At 33.1% G+C, this 17,636-nt stretch carries 19 protein-coding genes; 10 read left to right on the forward strand and 9 right to left on the reverse strand.

The annotated features are described in order from the left end of the window. Positions 1–116: 116 nt before the first annotated feature. The 3 genes from ACWNT5_RS08930 to ACWNT5_RS08940 all read right to left on the reverse strand — a co-directional run bounded on the left by ACWNT5_RS08930 (position 117) and on the right by ACWNT5_RS08940 (position 1,333). Entirely contained in the window at positions 117–338 is a 222-nt protein-coding gene (locus tag ACWNT5_RS08930) for a DUF2795 domain-containing protein (RefSeq protein WP_006989959.1), read from the reverse strand. A 140-nt stretch (positions 339–478) separates the two neighbouring features. Continuing rightward, the gene (locus tag ACWNT5_RS08935; RefSeq protein ID WP_299606689.1) at positions 479–1,054 is read right to left on the reverse strand and encodes a cob(I)yrinic acid a,c-diamide adenosyltransferase; all 576 of its coding nucleotides are present in this window, start codon (positions 1,052–1,054) and stop codon (positions 479–481) included. 114 nt (positions 1,055–1,168) lie between these two features. Beyond that, complete coding sequence (locus ACWNT5_RS08940; protein ID WP_299606691.1) at positions 1,169–1,333, reverse strand: hypothetical protein; 165 nt, start codon at positions 1,331–1,333, stop codon at positions 1,169–1,171. 181 nt (positions 1,334–1,514) lie between these two features. On the opposite strand from ACWNT5_RS08940, the gene recR reads away from it, so the two are divergent. The 7 genes from recR to ACWNT5_RS08975 all read left to right on the forward strand — a co-directional run bounded on the left by recR (position 1,515) and on the right by ACWNT5_RS08975 (position 8,253). Next, complete coding sequence (gene recR, locus ACWNT5_RS08945) at positions 1,515–2,135, forward strand: recombination mediator RecR (protein WP_299606693.1); 621 nt, start codon at positions 1,515–1,517, stop codon at positions 2,133–2,135. Between the two features lie 47 nt (positions 2,136–2,182). After that, on the forward strand, positions 2,183–3,292 hold the full coding sequence (locus ACWNT5_RS08950; protein WP_456517189.1) for a glycosyltransferase family 2 protein: 1,110 nt from the start codon (positions 2,183–2,185) through the stop codon (positions 3,290–3,292). 90 nt (positions 3,293–3,382) lie between these two features. After that, positions 3,383–4,726: a dihydrolipoamide acetyltransferase family protein gene (locus ACWNT5_RS08955; protein WP_299606696.1), complete on the forward strand. Its 1,344-nt coding sequence runs from the start codon at positions 3,383–3,385 to the stop codon at positions 4,724–4,726. Between the two features lie 119 nt (positions 4,727–4,845). Continuing rightward, positions 4,846–5,949: a T9SS type A sorting domain-containing protein gene (locus ACWNT5_RS08960; protein WP_456517139.1), complete on the forward strand. Its 1,104-nt coding sequence runs from the start codon at positions 4,846–4,848 to the stop codon at positions 5,947–5,949. Positions 5,950–6,116: 167 nt separating this feature from the next. Further along, a complete protein-coding gene (locus tag ACWNT5_RS08965) occupies positions 6,117–6,908 on the forward strand; it encodes an SH3 domain-containing protein (RefSeq protein ID WP_456517140.1) in 792 nt (263 codons plus the stop codon). A gap of 150 nt (positions 6,909–7,058) precedes the next feature. Then, complete coding sequence (locus ACWNT5_RS08970; RefSeq protein ID WP_456517141.1) at positions 7,059–7,544, forward strand: hypothetical protein; 486 nt, start codon at positions 7,059–7,061, stop codon at positions 7,542–7,544. Continuing rightward, positions 7,537–8,253, forward strand: a complete 717-nt coding sequence (locus tag ACWNT5_RS08975; protein ID WP_456517142.1) for a metallophosphoesterase family protein — start codon at positions 7,537–7,539, stop codon at positions 8,251–8,253. The genes ACWNT5_RS08970 and ACWNT5_RS08975 overlap by 8 nt, the downstream gene beginning before the upstream one ends. Positions 8,254–8,308: 55 nt before the next feature. On the opposite strand, the gene ACWNT5_RS08980 is transcribed toward ACWNT5_RS08975, so the two are convergent. Genes ACWNT5_RS08980 through ACWNT5_RS08995 form a run of 4 tightly spaced genes read right to left on the reverse strand, consistent with a single transcriptional unit; the run spans position 8,309 to position 12,283 of the window. Continuing rightward, positions 8,309–9,472: a metal ABC transporter permease gene (locus ACWNT5_RS08980; protein ID WP_299606709.1), complete on the reverse strand. Its 1,164-nt coding sequence runs from the start codon at positions 9,470–9,472 to the stop codon at positions 8,309–8,311. Next, positions 9,465–10,595 (reverse strand): iron chelate uptake ABC transporter family permease subunit, encoded by a 1,131-nt coding sequence (locus ACWNT5_RS08985; protein WP_456517143.1) that lies wholly within the window; start codon positions 10,593–10,595, stop codon positions 9,465–9,467. Before ACWNT5_RS08985 ends, ACWNT5_RS08980 begins: the two co-directional genes overlap by 8 nt. A 33-nt stretch (positions 10,596–10,628) precedes the next feature. Continuing rightward, complete coding sequence (locus ACWNT5_RS08990) at positions 10,629–11,366, reverse strand: metal ABC transporter ATP-binding protein (protein WP_299606714.1); 738 nt, start codon at positions 11,364–11,366, stop codon at positions 10,629–10,631. Then, complete coding sequence (locus ACWNT5_RS08995) at positions 11,366–12,283, reverse strand: metal ABC transporter solute-binding protein, Zn/Mn family (RefSeq protein WP_456517144.1); 918 nt, start codon at positions 12,281–12,283, stop codon at positions 11,366–11,368. Before ACWNT5_RS08995 ends, ACWNT5_RS08990 begins: the two co-directional genes overlap by 1 nt. A gap of 170 nt (positions 12,284–12,453) precedes the next feature. Between ACWNT5_RS08995 and ACWNT5_RS09000 the strand changes: the two genes are divergently transcribed. The 3 genes from ACWNT5_RS09000 (at position 12,454) to ACWNT5_RS09010 (ending at position 14,624) form a co-directional block, all read left to right on the forward strand. Next, positions 12,454–13,137 (forward strand): metal-dependent transcriptional regulator, encoded by a 684-nt coding sequence (locus tag ACWNT5_RS09000; RefSeq protein ID WP_456517145.1) that lies wholly within the window; start codon positions 12,454–12,456, stop codon positions 13,135–13,137. An 80-nt stretch (positions 13,138–13,217) separates the two neighbouring features. After that, complete coding sequence (locus ACWNT5_RS09005; protein ID WP_299606722.1) at positions 13,218–13,997, forward strand: 3'-5' exonuclease; 780 nt, start codon at positions 13,218–13,220, stop codon at positions 13,995–13,997. Between the two features lie 15 nt (positions 13,998–14,012). Further along, positions 14,013–14,624, forward strand: coding sequence for a fumarylacetoacetate hydrolase family protein (locus tag ACWNT5_RS09010; protein WP_299606725.1), 612 nt, complete (start codon positions 14,013–14,015; stop codon positions 14,622–14,624). A 19-nt stretch (positions 14,625–14,643) separates the two neighbouring features. Here the strand turns inward: ACWNT5_RS09010 and ACWNT5_RS09015 are convergent, their stop codons facing one another. Together ACWNT5_RS09015 and ACWNT5_RS09020 are read right to left on the reverse strand one after the other, a co-directional pair. Beyond that, positions 14,644–15,117 (reverse strand): thioredoxin family protein, encoded by a 474-nt coding sequence (locus ACWNT5_RS09015; RefSeq protein WP_299606727.1) that lies wholly within the window; start codon positions 15,115–15,117, stop codon positions 14,644–14,646. A 2-nt stretch (positions 15,118–15,119) separates the two neighbouring features. Continuing rightward, on the reverse strand, positions 15,120–17,480 hold the full coding sequence (locus tag ACWNT5_RS09020; protein ID WP_456517146.1) for a TonB-dependent receptor: 2,361 nt from the start codon (positions 17,478–17,480) through the stop codon (positions 15,120–15,122). Positions 17,481–17,636: the final 156 nt, after the last annotated feature.

Consider the following 17,636-nt stretch of genomic DNA (forward strand, 5'->3'; position numbering starts at 1 on the left):
GCCTTACAGGCAATATTATACAATGCTTCACTGGGCTTTGGTAAGCCTAGAGAAGGGCGTAATTTACGCAAAAAAAAAGCCTCTTGCGAGACTTTTAGTACTATTTAAATATTTTTTTAATATTCATCCTCATTCCAAAGATAATCTTCGTCGGTAGGATAATCTGGCCATATCTCTTCTATAGAATCATACGAATCTCCTTCATCTTCAATTGATTGTAGGTTTTCCACAACCTCCAGCGGTGCTCCCGTACGAATTGCATAGTCAATTAACTCATCTTTGGTTGCTGGCCAAGGTGCATCACTTAAATAAGATGCTAATTCTAAAGTCCAATACATATGCTGCTGGTATTAATTTTTTTGCAAAAATAATTTTTTAGTTTAAAAAGTCAAGTAAAAAATTAATTATTTAAACAATAATTATAAGAACGTGATTTTTTGGGTATTACCCTTAATTTATTTTTAAAGCTGTAGAGCATTTAAGAATCTTTTTGAGGAATCCATTTTATCTCTTCTGCTTGTAAATCGTGTGACAACTTTCGTGCCAGTACAAATAGATAGTCAGATAGTCGGTTTAAGTATTGTAAAGTAGTCTCTTCAAAAGGTGATATTTCATATAAAGCAGTTGCTAAACGCTCAGCTCTTCTACATACACAGCGTGCAATGTGACAGAATGACACGGTTTGGTGTCCTCCAGGTAAAACAAAATGTGTCATTGGCGGTAAAGATTCATTCATACGATCCATTTCTGTTTCTAAAAGCGTAATGTCTTCAGAAGAAATAGTAGGGATATTTAGTCTTTTCTTTCCGCTCTTTAAAATAGCTTTTTCGGGATCGGTAGCTAAAACAGCTCCTACGGTAAATAACCTATCCTGAATTTTTACCAATATATTTTTACTAAGTTCATCAATTTTCTGATCTCTGATAAGTCCTATATGAGAATTTAGTTCATCTACAGTGCCATAACTGTCAATACGAATATGATGTTTTGGAACTCTAGTACCACCAAAAAGCGCTGTAGTACCTTTATCTCCTGTCTTTGTGTATATTTTCATTTGTTTTTTCTTGATTTTCCTCTTTATAATTCGAAATATCTCGCTTAGCTTTTTTGATATTCAGTTAAACAAATATTGCTCCAATACCTACTGCGATCCAAAACCATGGAAAACTCATTTCTTTTTCTTCTTAAAATAATTTTTCCTAAAATCTCTACCGTCTCGTTGGTATAATTTTCTTTTGTTTCTGGCAGAATTCCAGCGAACAACGAAAAATAATACTGCAATTCCAATAACAAGCAATACCAATTGGGTTTCTTCGGAAAGTGATTCAAGCATGGTTTGATGTTTTGTGGTAAAAGTAATGAATAGCGATGAGTATTTTAGTATTGGAATTTATAAGTGTTAGGGTAATTCAATGCTGAGCTGTTAATATAATATCGTAATAAAATTTAAGATATATTCTATATAGTATAGAAATAAACAAACTCAAAGACTATTTTATTACATTTGTATCGCTATGGAGTTTTCATCAAAATTATTGGAGAACGCAGTTTATGAAATGTCTCAGTTGCCAGGAATTGGTAAAAGAACTGCATTACGATTAGTTTTACATCTTTTAAGGCAACCTAATAATCAAACACAACAATTGGTAAAAGCATTGGGTACTTTAAGGGAAGATGTAAAGTTTTGTAAAAACTGTCATAGTATAAGTGATATTGAGATATGCGATATCTGTAGCAATCCTAATAGGAGACAAGATATCGTTTGTGTGGTGGAAGATATTAGAGATGTTATGGCAATAGAAAATACTGGACAATATAGAGGGGTATATCACGTTTTAGGAGGAAAAATTAGTCCAATGGATGGGATTGGTCCTCAGGATCTAAAAATTCATACTTTAATCGAAAAGGTTAAAAACGAACAGGTCAATGAATTGATTTTTGCACTTAGTGCGACTATGGAAGGGGATACTACGAATTTTTACATTTATAAACAATTAGAGGGTGTGGAAGTTAAAATTGCTACGATTGCTCGGGGAATTGGTGTAAATGATGAACTAGAATATGCAGATGAGGTTACGTTAGGAAGAAGTATCATAAATCGAATTCCTTTCGAAAATGCTTTGAAAAGTTCTTGAAAAATATTACCTAATTAAAAAACTATCCCCTGAAACTATCAGTCGTCATTCTTAACTACAACGTACGTTATTTTTTGGAGCTCTGCATTCTTAGTGTACAGGAGGCTACAAAAAATTTAGATGCTGAAATTATTGTTATAGATAATAACTCTCCAGATAATAGTTGTGAAATTATAAAAGAACGTTTTCCAGATATTATACTTTTAGAAAACAAAGAAAATGTAGGCTTTGCTAAAGCAAATAATCAAGGCGCTGCGCTAGCAAAGGGAGAATATTTATGTATTCTTAATCCAGATACGGTAGTTGCTGAAGATACATTTTCTAATATTCTTTCAATGTCAGAGAAACTGTTTCATATGGGAATGGTGGGGCCCAGGTTACTTGATGGTAATGGTAGTTTTTTACCAGAGAGTAAACGTAATGTGCCTTCCCCTTTGACGTCGTTTAAACACCTGTTTGGAATTAAGTTTGGTAAGGTTAAAAATTATTATGCTAATCATATTTCTGAAACGGATATTGGTGATGTAGATATACTCGTAGGAGCATTTATCTTTGTTAAGAAAAGTGTCTATGAATCTGTATATGGCTTTGATGAGGATTATTTTATGTATGGAGAGGATATTGATCTTTCCTATAAAATTAGAAGAAAGGGATTAGAAAATTATTATTTAGGTTCGATCCCTGTGATTCATTACAAAGGTGAAAGTACAGATCGAAATGCAGAATATATAAGACATTTTTACGGAGCGATGAGATTATTTTATCGAAAACACTTCAAGAGTAATTGGCTGTTGGATACGATGGTTTCAGTTGGGATTAGGCTTACTTCGATAGTGGAATCTTTTAAAAATTATCATAGAGAAAATAAAATAACCGAAGGCTATTATTTGGTATCTGAAAATAATGAGATAAGAGTGCGACTTATAAACGCTTTGCAAAAAGAAGTGCAATTTACTTCTTTGGAATCCGCTCGTGATTTGGGATATAGTAATAACGAACTTATCTTTGACAATGATTTTGTAAGCTTTGGAGAGATTATTGAAGAAATGCAGCAATTAAAGAATTTGAATATAACCTTTAAGATCATTCCCAAAGGATGTGATTTTATGTTAGGAAGTGATTTTAGTGATGGAAAAGGAGAGGTAATCACTTTTTAAATAAATTTTAATAAAGAAAAAATAATCTAAGAGCTTTAATTTTATTAATTTCGCAAAAAATATAACTAATAAATACCTTTGATTAAGAATATGGCAAAATTTGAGCTTAAACTTCCGAAGATGGGTGAAAGTGTTGCAGAAGCAACGATAACAACTTGGTTAAAAGAGGTTGGTGATACTATCGAAATGGACGATGCAGTATTGGAGATTGCAACGGATAAAGTGGATAGTGAAGTGCCTTGTGAAGTAGAAGGAGTATTGGTTGAAAAACTTTTCGAAGTTGATGATGTAGTAAAAGTTGGTCAAACAATTGCCATTATAGAGACAGAGGGAGAAGGTAGTGTTGATGTGTCTCCAGCAGAAACTCCTCAAGAAGTCGCAGCTCCAGAAGCAGCGGCAGCGGTTATAGAAAATGATATTGCTGAAGTTAAAGAAGCAGTTACCACAAATACAACAACAGACTATTCCGAAAGTTCAAAGTTTTATTCGCCATTGGTAAAAAATATAGCTTCTGCAGAAGGTATTTCGGTGGCAGAATTAGAAAGTATTTCGGGAACTGGTAAAGATGGTAGGGTAACGAAGAATGATATTTTACAATATGTTGAAGATCGAAAAGCTGGAAAAACAACTCCTGTAGTTGCAGCACCTAAAACTGAAGTTGCCAAAGAAGTTGCTCCAGCTCCAAAGAAAGAAACTCCAAAAGCAACTCCAGTGGTGGCTAGTGGAGATGATGAAATTATCGAGATGACCAGAATGGGTAAATTGATTTCTCATCATATGGTAGCATCTGTACAAACTTCAGCGCATGTACAGTCGTTTATAGAAGCTGATGTTACAAATATTTGGAATTGGAGAAATAAAGTAAAAGGTGACTTTATGAAGAGGGAAGGAGAAAAACTAACGTTTACTCCTATATTTATGGAAGCCGTTGCTAAGGCAATTCGGGATTTCCCATTAATTAATATTTCAGTTTCAGGAGATTCTATTATCAAAAAGAAGAATATTAATTTAGGAATGGCGGCTGCCTTACCAGATGGAAATCTTATCGTACCAGTTATTAAAAATGCAGATCAGTTGAATCTGGTAGGGATGACCAAAGCTGTAAACGACTTAGCGAATCGTGCAAGAAACAATGCATTAAAGCCAGATGATATTCAAGATGGGACTTATACAGTAACCAACGTAGGTACTTTTGGTAGTATTATGGGAACTCCGATTATTAATCAACCTCAAGTAGCTATTTTAGCATTAGGAGCAATTCGAAAAGTGCCTGCAGTAATTGAAACACCTGATGGAGATTTTATTGGTATCCGTTATAAAATGTTTTTATCTCACTCATATGATCATAGAGTAGTAAACGGAGCATTAGGAGGGCAGTTTGTACAAAGAGTTAAAGACTATTTAGAAGCTTTTGATGCAAATAGAGAGTTTTAGAGTAGAAGCATTTTTAGAAGAATGTAAAAAAACCACATCATTTATAGATGTGGTTTTTTATTGTCAATAATTCATATTCTCTTTTATATTTGCCATAAAACATCAAAAAACGATAAATAATGAAACGTACTATTTTATTTACATTTATTCTCATAGTAAACATATTAAAAGCCCAAACGGTATATACAGATGTGTACGATGGTGATTTTCCAATATCGATAGTGTTGGTAGATAATATATTATATGTAGGAGAATTTAATACAGGAGAGGTTTCTAGAATAGATCTTACCGATAGCGATCCTGTTCCAGAAACAGTAGCTACTGGTTGGACAGTAGCACAAGGTCCGTGGAAAATGATATATGATGAACAGAATAATGATATTTATGCTGGTAGTTTTTCCGAAGTCAGAAAAATAGATCTTGATGCATCAATACCAATGGTATCGGAAGCGTTTTCTGCTACTGGTATTTCGGATGGCTTAACATTAAATAATAATATACTATACAAAGCCACCAATGGATCTCTTCATACTATCGACTTAAACGTGGGACCAACTAGTTATACTTCTATTTACACAGATGCAACCAGTAATATGGGGGATCTAACGTTTTATAATAACGAGTTATATTATGCTAGTGATACAGATGGTTCTGGAGTGAGAAATGCTATATACAAAATAGATTTATCCGCCTCTAATTTGAGTCAGGAATTAGTAGTGGATACTGGTTTTTCTGGCGGGACAATTCAGAAGATGCATGTGGTTGATGATTTTATGTATGCTTCTGTAGAAGCTGCAGGAGGTCATTTGCTTATAAGATTGAATTTAAAAGATGCAGTGCTTCCTATTTCTAATTTTACTACAGTTTTATCAGGTTATCCAGCCGCTATGTTAGGGATCGTTAATTTAGATGATACATTTTATGGGACTTTAGGAAATCAAAGAATTGTTACTTTTCAGGATCAAACTCTAAGCATAAGTGATTTTTCAGTTCAAAACTCTGTGCAGATATATCCAAATCCAGTAAAAGATAATTTGTATGTAGATAACTTGTATTCCAAAAATCAAAAGATTGAAATATATGATGTGCAAGGAAAAAGAATATTGAATACGTCTTATTTAGTTTCGGAAGGTGTTAATGTAAGTTCTATTCCAAAAGGGCTGTATTTTGCGAAAATAAAATCTAATGCAAAAGAAGAAACAGTAAGATTTATTAAAAATTAAACTTATTGTTATTGTAGAAATTATTTTGGTTCAATTAAAGAGTTGATTATTCCTAAAAAACCATACTGAAAAGAAGTGTGGTTTTTTTTATTTCACTGAAAACGGTGTGGTGCTACAATTGGATTTTGTTCAAATTTGTTTTCCTAATAGTAGAGATAATAATCGTGATGAGAAACGGCATTCTGAGGAAAGTAAATCAACCCATGTTTCTGGTATTAACACTTATACTCAGTGCTAATATACTTTTGGGGCAAGAGACGTTGCTTATAGAAGGCAAAGATATCTGGGTTCGTGAGAAGCCTAAAACAGGCAAAGTTGTCATGAAACTAAATGAAGGAGATGTTTGTGTGGTTCTACAAAAATCAGATGCACAAGTAATCAGAGGTAGGAGAGATTTTTGGTATTATATAGATTTTAACGGTAAAAAAGGATGGGTTTTCGGTTCGCAAACCTCGATAAAACAAAAAGCTTCTGTACACAATTTTCAGCCTTTTTTAAAATACTTTTTAGAGATCTCTTTTTTTAACAAGGATATAAATATTCTTATTAAAGATAAATCACTTAAAGTAAGTCAGTTTGTGAAAAAAGAAATAGGTGTATATCGACTTTTTAATCCAGGTTCAACCTGCGTATTGGATAGCTTTGAATCTTATATACCTGTATTTCTTCCGATAGATCCTCTTACATTATTTAAAAATCAATCGCCTAAAGATGGTTTTTGTGATGATAGTAAAGACGCAGATGGAGTGTATTACAGTAAAATAGATGAATTCCCTTACTTTTACGATATGGAAAAAGATACTGCTGGACAAATTGATATTCCTGAAAAATATCATGAAAGTGAAAAAATTAAGGTAGATATTTTAAAACACAAAAACATTATCAAAACTATGTATTTTATTACGGCAGATGATAAATGGAGTCTTGTTTTAATTGATGATTGCGACTGTTCGGCTTAGGGTTGTTTTTCTATATCATATGCAGATAAGATAATTATTTTCCAGAATAGATAGGTGTTGTTATGTTATTTAATGAGTAATGTGTAACAAAAGCGCTATAAAATGCACTAATTATTTAGAAAGTAGTTTTTAACGCTAAATTTTTATAGTATGGATATTAATGAAGCAGTGAGGTTTTTTAAGAATCTTATAACTGAAACAGAAGATACATCTGAAGTGAAAATATATAAGAAGTTTGTAAATGTATTGTTGCAATTAGCATCTAGAGATCTTTCTGATGAACAATTAAATGGCATACACAATGCCCTAGAAGATATAGTTGTTGAAGTTAAAAGAGAAGAAAGAAAACAATATTTTAAAAAGAAACTTTCTGAGTTTATCAAATATGTTAAAGAACAACTCTCATTGATTTCCAGTGAACATTATATGACGATTTGTATGAGTATAGGAATGTCATTAGGAATGAGTTTGGGGATGGTTTTTGGACTCGTTTTTGGATCTGATAAATCAAACGGTTTGGTTTTTGGAATGAGCTTCGGTATGCCAATCGGAATGTCTATTGGTTTAGCAATAGGTGCTGCTATGGATCAAAAAGCAAAAAAAGAGGGCAAAGTGCTGAGTGTTAAGTGTGATTAAAAAGTTTGCCTATATAACAGATTTGCACCTAGATGAAGAGTTTCCAAAGACCAAAGGTGTAGATGCCAGAAAAAACTGGGAGAAAATTCTTGAGGATATATCCAAAAGAGGCATTACACAAATTATCATAGGTGGAGACATAGGAGAAAGGGATTCTCTATCTTGGTTTTTTAAATCGTTAAAATCATATGATTGGTTCCTGTCATTAGGAAATCATGATAGCTTTTCTACGATACTTCCTTTTTGGAAAGAACAACAAGTTGTTGGGATTGATACTCCTTTTTATAGTATAGAAACAGATTTCTTTAAATGCATATTCTTAGATTCGAGTAAAGAAATAGTAGATGAGGAACAGCTAGATCGGTTTCGAAAAGAATCAATTACCTCAAAAAAGATCTTATTATTTGTTCATCATCCTATTCTATCTGTTCCTACATTTACGGATAAAAAATTTTTTCTCGAAGGAAGAGAAAACATTCTATCGGTATTGAATCAAATTCCTAATGAGGTTTTTATCTTTTCTGGTCACTATCATATGGAAGATGATCGTTTCTACAAGAATGTTCGTCAATATATCACACCAGCAGTATCTTATCAGGTAGAAAAAGATCCTGATATTGTAAAAATTCATAATAATTCATTTGGGTATAGAATCATTGAATTGCAGCATGATCAATTATTTACTGAGGTAATTACCTTGAAGGTTTAGAGTTTCAAACGCATTCAAAAAAGTGTTGGTTTTCTTATTCTTAAAAATTAATTCTTTAACCTCTAAATAAGAAAAATCGATCTTTCATTTTTTCGATCTCCGAATTCTTATTGGTTATGATATAATCAATAGCCTCTTTCGTAAAATGTTGGCCTTTTTCCGTTAAGGAAACAATGTCATTTTTAATCGTAATCATATTGTTTTTTAGCGCTAAATCTAAAACTGATTTTGATCTTACTTTTTGCCAATTTATATGATCATTAAGGTGTTTTACATGTCTTTCGTTTTCATCGTCAATATGGTTTCCTAGATGTAGTAGAAAAGTTAGTAAAGAGACTTCAATTCGTTGTTGTCGTTGTCTATATAGAACAGAGAAATATCCTCGATTTGGAGCGAATAGGTAAACCATTAAAAATAAGATACCAAGTATAGTAGTCATAGAACCAGAAATAGAAGCATCTAAACCATGTGCTAACCAATACCCAGAAATTGCTGCGGTTATACCAAAAATACAGGCTAGCAATATCATTTTTTTTAAGTCATTTGTAAGTAGGTATGCTGTTGCGGCAGGAGCAATCATAAACGCTATTACCAAAATCGCTCCGACAGCATCAAAAGCTCCAACTGTAGTTATGGATGCTACAGTCATTAATCCATAATGCATGACCACAGGAGATAATCCAAGGGCTGCAGCTAGTCCAGCATCAAATGTGCTCACTTTTAATTCTTTGAAAAAAGCAAAAAGTAAGAGGACAGTGCTGAAGAGGATGGTGCCAATAATCCAGAGAGATTTAGGTCCCATATCCATTCCCTGAATAATTAGTCTATCAAAAGGGGCAAAGGCAAGTTCACCCAAAAGAACAGCATCTATATCTAAATGCACGTCGTTTGCATTTTGTGCTATCATGATCACTCCGATACTAAATAATGCCGGAAAAACTAAGCCAATGGCTGTATCTTCTTTAACTAAACCTGTCTTTTGAATAAATTCCACTAAAACTACTGTGAGAACGCCACTTAATGCAGCCAAAAATATTAGTAAAGGAGAAGATAAATCGTGAGTGATAAAAAAACCGATAACAATACCAGGTAATATAGAATGGCTTATTGCATCTGTAATCAATGCCATTTTACGTAAAACTAAAAATGTTCCAGGAATTGCACAGGCAATAGCAACCAAACAAGCAATTAACTGTATTTCGATCTGGGCGCTACTCATCGCTCATTGGTGTTATTTGGTTATAAAGATTAGCGGCAGTTTCATACCCAGAGGTTGTTAGAGACCACATATTTCCTTCAATTTTCACAAGGTTTTTGTTCTCAAGTTTTTGTAATGATCTTTTAGTAAATCCCTGAAAGTTATTCAATATTTTAATCGCATGAGGATGTGATATGTCTTCATGGTCTTTTGCGATATTATACATGAAAGATAAGGTTTTGTGTAATTCCAGATCATTTCTGTTTTTTCTAAATCGGATTTCTCTAAATAAAAGACCTCTTCCAGGAGAAAATATAAATGAAACTAATACAAATACTGCTGCTACAAGCACTATTACAGGTCCTGTGGATAAGTTATTATGACTAGCGCTTATTGCTGTCCCGATTACACCTGATGAGGCTCCAAAAATGGCGGCAAGAATTACCATAATCGAGAGGCTATTGGTCCATTGTCTGGCGGCAGCGGCTGGAGCTAGAATCATTGCGCTCATGAGCACTACACCTACGGTTTGTAATCCTAAAACAATTGCAATTACAATAAAGGTGGTAATTAAAATATCCAGAAATTTAATATCAAAACCTAATGTTTTGGTATAATCTGGATCAAAAAGAGATAATTTAAGTTCTTTCCAGAAAAGTAATAAAACAACAAGACAAATCCCTGTAATTAAAGACATTATCCATACATCATTTGCTAACAATGTAGCAGCTTGACCAAAAAGATAGTTTTCTAATCCTGCTTGATTAGCATTTGGTAACTTTTGTATAAAAGTAAGTAAGAGCATTCCAAAACCGAAAAAGAGAGAAAGAATTAATCCCAAGGCAGTGTCGGATTTTAGATGTGTTTTTTTGACAATACCTCGAATCCAAAAACTACCAATTAATCCACTGATTAAGGCGCCTATCAAAAATGCATTACTATTTTTAGTTCCTATAATTAAGAATGCTAAAGCTATACCTGGTAAAGCAGCATGTGAAATGGCATCTCCTAATAAGCTTTGTTTTCGCAGCACTGCAAAACTTCCAAGCATACCACAAATTGCTCCTAAAACAGCAGTACCTAAAGTAATTGTTCTTAAGGTGTAATCTGTAAAAACAAGTTCTATATATTCTAAAATATCCATTTTATGTACTCATTGCTTCAAACAAATTAGGTGTTACTGCTGTACGCTAACCTTGTAATTAATTCCGTAGGTTTTAGTGAGGTTATCGTCATTAAAAATATCTTTGACAGGTCCAGTAGCTATTTTCTTTACATTTAAGAAGGTCACCCAGTCAAAATATTCTGGAACGGTTTGTAAATCGTGATGAACTACAATTACTGTTTTTCCTGCTTTTCTTAGTTCTTTAAGGATGTTTATAATTGCTTTTTCTGTTGTGGCGTCAACCCCTTGAAAAGGTTCATCCATAAAATAAATAGAGGCATTTTGAACAAGTGCTCTGGCTAAAAATATGCGTTGTTGTTGTCCTCCAGAAAGTTGGCTAATTTGTCTGCTTTTAAAAGCTAACATTCCTACTTTTTCCAGTGCTTCTAGAGCTGCTTTTTTTTGTTTCTGCCCAGGTCTTTTTATCCATCCTAAACTTCCATAGGTGCCCATCATTACTACATCTAAAGCTGTTGTGGGAAAATCCCAATCAACACTTCCTTTTTGTGGGACATATGCAACTAAGGATCGTTGTTTTTGATAGGGTTTGTCGTATATTTTCACACTTCCTGCAATAGGTTTTATAATATCTAAAACAGATTTTATTAATGTGGATTTTCCTGCACCGTTGGGGCCTACAATAGCCATAAGAACTCCTTCAGGTATTGCCAAGTCTATATCCCATAAAACAGGTTTATAATTATAGGCTACTGTTAGGTCATCTATTTGTACGGCAATTTTTTCTTCCATTATTTCAAGGCATTTACAATGGTATTTACATTGTGTTCAAACATTCCTATATAGGTTCCTTCTTTCGTGCCGGCTGTTCCTAAGGCATCGGAGTATAAGGTTCCGCCAATAGATACTTCATGATCTTTGGATGTTACCGCTGCTTGTAATGCTTCAATAGTTCTCTTAGGAACAGAGCTTTCAACAAAAATAGCTTTCACTTTATTCTCAATGATAAAATTTGCTAATCTTTGGACATCCTGAACTCCTGCTTCTGTAGCTGTAGATAAGCCTTGTAATCCTACTACATTAAATTTATACTCTTTTCCGAAATAACTAAAAGCATCATGTGCTGTAACCAGAATCCTTTTTTCTTCTGGTAAAGAATCAACGGTGTTTTTGATATTCTTAGCTAATTGATCTAGTTGTTTTAAATAAGCCTTTCCGTTAGTCTCAAAAGTTTCAGAGTTTTTTGGATCTAATTCTTTCAATTTTTGAATAGCAAAAGAAGTAACTTGTTTCCAGTGATCTATACTAAACCAAATATGCGGATCATAGTTGGACGCAAAATAATCGGATCCTATCAAAGTGTTTTTATCTAAAACTTCTCCTAAGGCAATAGTTTTGGTGTTTTGATTACCCATTTTTTCAAATACCTCTACTAGTTTTCCTTCAAGATGTAAACCATTGTAAAATATAGCATCAGCATTAACTAATTTATTTACATCACCTTCGCTCGCTTTATACAAGTGAGGATCTACTCCAGATCCCATAAGTCCTTCTACAGAGATTACATCTTTTCCAATATTTTTTACTAGATCCGTAATCATGGTTGTTGTAGTCACTACTTGTAGTGTTGAATTGTTTTTTTTATTCTCTTTTTTACAAGAAAAAGCAGTGAATATTAGGATAAGAAGAACTGCAATATGTTTTGTCATTTTTCTAATTTTGAGTTGTTATCAATGCAAGACATTTGATAGCTAATAAATACTAAGTTTAAAAAGAAAAAACTTTCCTATCAAGAAAAGGAATGGGCTAGTAGCCCCTTTAATTGTATTAGGTTTAGTATTTTTGTTTAATTATATACGCAAAACTAAAAAAGTTAGTCATGACTAACAAAGCAAATTTGAATAATTTAACAAAAAGCGAAGAGGATTACTTAAAAGCTCTTTTTCAGTTGTTAATAGAAGATAATTCAGAAAAGGTAGGTAATAATCAATTAGCAGAATATCTTAAGGTTTCACCTGCTTCTACTAATAATATGATCAAAAAGTTAAAAACTAAGAATTATGTTGTTAGTGAAAAATATGGAAAACTAGAGCTTACTGATGAAGGGCGCGCAATCGCAGTGAGATTAATACGAAAGCATAGACTATGGGAAACCTTTTTGTATAATTATCTTAATTTTAGTTGGGATGAGGTACATGAAGTAGCTGAGCAATTAGAGCATATAAAATCATACAAGCTAATTGACGAGCTCGATCGTTTTATGGATTTCCCAGAGAAAGATCCTCATGGAGAATTAATTCCTAATGCAAAAGGGGAGTATAAGGTTATTCCAAAAATAACCTTATCATCATTAGTAGAAGGAGATGTTTGCAAGCTTGTGGCTGTAAATGATGGTTCGGTAAATTTCTTGCGATTTGTTTCAGAAATTGGATTAGCGCTAAGTAGCGAAATAAAAGTTCTTGAAGTACGAGAATTCGATAAATCTATTCGTATTCAGTTTAATGATACAATAGAAACGGTAACACGTAAATTTGCGGATAATGTTTTTGTAAAGGTCGTCTAATGCAATAATAAATGTTAAAAAAACAAGACTGCTATAGATTATAATTTATACCTATTATCTTTGAAGTACACAATCAATTTATGGAGCTTAAATTAAAGAAACCGATCTGTTTTTTTGATCTGGAAACGACCGGTATAAACATATCTAAAGATCGAATTGTCGAAATTTCTATCCTCAAAGTTTTTCCTAATGGTAATAAGGAGAGTAAAACTTGGTTAGTGAATCCTGAAATGCCAATTCCTCCTGAAACTACAGAAGTTCATGGGATTACAGATGAGAAAGTAGCTAATGAACCTACCTTTAAACAGTTAGCGAGTAAGGTTAGTGATATGATAAAAGGTTGTGATCTAGGAGGTTTTAACTCTAATCGTTTTGATATTCCTTTGTTGGCAGAAGAGTTACTACGAGCAGATGTAGATTTTGATATGAAAAATACTGTTGCCGTCGATGTGCAAACTATTTTTCATAAAATGGAAAAACGAACTTTAGAAGCAGCTTATAAGTTTTACTGTGATAAGGAGTTAAAGGATGCACACTCTGCTGAAGCTGATACGAATGCTACTTATGAGGTTTTAAAAGCACAATTAGATAGGTATCCCGAATTAGAAAATGATACAAAGTTTTTAGCAGAATTCAGTGCTAGAAAACAATTTGCAGATTTTGCAGGTTTTATCGCATATGACAAAGAAGGAAGAGAAATATTCTCTTTTGGAAAGCACAAAGGTAAATTGGTAGAAAAAGTAATGGAAGATGAGCCTGGTTATTTTGGATGGTTGCAAAATGCTGATTTTCCATTGTATACAAAGAAAGTGCTTACCGCTGTACGACTACGTAAACTAAATAATAGTCTTAAATTATAATAACCAAATCAATTTATGAAGCTTATTTGTATAGGTCGTAATTATACAGACCATATTGAGGAGTTGGAAAATGAAAAACCAACAGATCCTGTAGTTTTTTTGAAACCAGACACCTCTATTCTTTTAAAAAAACAACCTTTTTTTATTCCAGATTTCTCAAATGATATTCATCATGAAGTAGAAGTCCTTGTAAAGATTAAGAAGTTAGGAAAGTATATCGACAAGAAGTTTGCGCATAAATATTATGATGAAATAAGTCTGGGAATTGATTTTACTGCCAGAGATTTGCAGAGTCAACTAAAGGCGAAAGGATTGCCTTGGGAAAAAGCAAAAGCTTTTGATGGGGCAGCAGTTATTGGGCAATGGGTATCTAAAGAAAATTTTTCTGATGTAGACAATATTAATTTCCGTCTAGAGAAAAATGATACAATTGTTCAAGATGGTAATACTAAATTAATGCTTTGGAAAATTGATGAGTTGATAGCATATGTATCTCAATTTTTTACTTTGAAGATTGGAGATATCATTTTTACAGGTACTCCAGCAGGAGTAGGATCCGTGAAAACCAATGATAATTTAACCGGTTTTATCGAGGATCAAGAAATGTTTTCGATAAAAGTGAAGTAATTTCAGGATTATTTGTAAGTTACAATGCAGCTTGTAATTTTTTGGGACTTAGATACTCAAAATATCGCTTTCGTATCTTAAACGTTTCATCTAAAAATATAATAGCAGGTAAGGAAAAAGTAGTATTTTTTCTAGAAGCCAAAAGAGTAGGAATTTCATGAATGGCATTTCTCTGTGTTAGATTGTTTTTATTTGTAAATGTAGCTCCGTCAAATGCAATAGTGTCTGTACTTTCTGCATTCATTTTTACGGCATAATATTCTTCATTTATTTTCTGAATTATTTCAGGCTTTGTAAATGAAACTCTATCCATTTTTTTGCAGTATGAACACCAATCCGTATAGAAGTTGATAAGCACTTTTTTAGGTCTTGTATTTAAAGAATCATCTAGTTGTTCAAAGGTAATCCAATTAATTGTCTCTTTTTCTTGAGCTATTGTTTCATAGTTCATTAGGATCATAAATAAAAAAGTAAGTACGATGCTAAGTCTCATAATTAGTGAAGTTTTCCAAATTTAATTCCGATAAAAAATGTTCTAGGGTTTCCTGGGCCGTAGATATAATCTGAATCCCTTAATGGTCCGATGTCAAAATCATCTTGATAGCTGTTGAATATATTTTTTACTCCTCCACTAAAAGTCAACTGAAAATTTTCAGAAACATCAGTATGATACTCAGCTTTTAAGTTCATATCTAAAAATGAATCTGTATCAACCAAGTTTAAAAATCCAGATTCACTAACAACTCTAGGTACAGTCATTTTCCCGGTATACGTTCCAGTAATATCCATGTTAAATTTTTTGCTCGGAATCCAAGAAGCGTTAAGATAACCATATGAGTTAGGGTTTCTTACAAATTCATCTACCGCTACATCTGTTTCTCCTGTAACAGAACCATCTGTTTCAAAAAGAATTTGATCTTCATCATATGCTGACTTCTGAATGGTTCCTCCGAATTGAAATTGCCATTTTTTTGATGGAGATATCCCTATTTCAAAATTTGTTCCAAATACTTTTGCTCCAGTCCCATTTCTTACTTCTTCTAGTATAGATCCGTTTTCTAATACAGCACCAGTACTTACTAGTGTAAAGGGGTCTCTAAGATCTGTAAAGAACCCTTCTAGTAGAAAGTCCGTTTGGATTTTATTGAAATTTTTAGAGTAGTTTAAAGAAGCAGTAAAAGCATTTGAAAATTCTGTATCCAAATCCTCTGATAGTATCACGAACTGTGGTTCTCCTCCAACAGATGAAATGTGTAGGTCCTCATTAAAAGCCTGAGGTGCTCTAAATCCGCGAGCATAACCGCCTCTAAATTTTAAAGAATTAAGGATGCTATAAGATATGGTTATACGAGGGCTAAGCACAGTTCTATCAATAGATACATTTCGATTAATTCCACCGATATTATAATTACCATCCACATCTACATGATCTAATCTTGTGCCGATCAAAGCGGTTAACTTGTCGTTAGGCTTCCATTCGTATTGAGCGTAAGAACCTATCGTATGAACCTGTTGATCGATCAATCGGTTATATCCGGTAATGATATCTTCAGTATCGCTTATGTTGTATTCTACACCTGCTGTAATAATATCATTGTTTTTCAAATTTTGAGTAAACTGAACACCGGTAAGTAAGGCAATATCTTTTGTTGTTCCATACGAGTTCAATGCAAGAATACTGTCCTGCCTTGTTCTAGAGCCTCCTAATCCGCCATAGTAACTGTCTCTTTCTGTGTATTGACCAGAGCTGTAAATAGAAAAGTTGTTTGTTTCTTTTTTGTTTTGTACCTCATAAGTAATACCGCCAATAAATGTATTGTGATCTAGTTCTTCTGTGATATCTGTAAAATGAGGCGCAAGATCAAGCCGATCACCACCACGTCGATATTCTTGGATGGTTGTTAGATCCAGTGAAATCTTACTTCTTTCATTTGTTTTTAGAAAAGTTTTTAGGCCAAATGTGGTGTTTTGAAGCGTGGTTAATTCTGTAAAACCATCTCCATTTGCATCAAATTCTTCTCGATCTCTATAGAGTCCGAAAACCGTAATCCCAGACATTAAATCATCACTTACTAGAGAAGAGTTAAAATTTAGAGCACGATCTGGAGTATCACCGTTTATTAGTCCTAAATAGGTTCCAACTTCCCAAGTGTTCAGTATAGGATCTTTGGTGATGATATTAATAGTTCCAGCAATGGCATTTGAGCCATATAATGCGGATCCTCCACTTCTAATTACTTCAATACGATCGACAATATTGGTTGGTATTTGTTCTAGTCCATAAACACTATTTAATGCGCTAAATACCGCTCTACTGTTAATAAGTACTTGTGTGTAGCTACCATCTAAACCATTTAGTCTTACTTGAGTAAAACCACAGTTTTGACAATTGTTTTCTACACGTACTCCTGGAGAGAAATTTAATCCTTCTGATATAGATATAGATTGAGTGGCTTCTAGAAGTTTTGGACTCAATACATTCACAACTACAGGAGCTTTCTGTTTATTAACTCGATTCCTAGTAGCGCTTACTACGACTTGATCAAGATTTAATCGATCCTCGATAAGTGAAATTGTTTTGGATTGACTATTGGAATCTATAGTAATAGTTTCTGACGACGTTTGGAAACCAAGTAAGCTAGTGGTTATAGAATAATTTCCAAAAGGTATTTGTTTTATTTCGAAAAGACCATTCTCATCAGAATAAACTACGGTATTAAATGAAGAACCAGATATTTCAATTGTAGCATATGGAATAGGAGTTTTGTCATTAACAACTACTCCTTTTAAGCTTCCTGTTTGACTTAGGATTAATGAGGTTTTTAGTAGGATTAAAAGAAATAAAAAGGGTTTCATTTTTTTGATTAATACGATTTTTATTAGATTTAGCAAATATATAAAGTTAGTTATGGCTAACAAATTGTTTTAACTAATTATAAAGATTGTTTTAGTTTAGGGTAAAATGTTGTTTTTCATATCTAGAAAAAGTATATTATTTGGGTGTAAAGGGTA

This window comes from Aquimarina sp. 433, assembly GCF_054054605.1.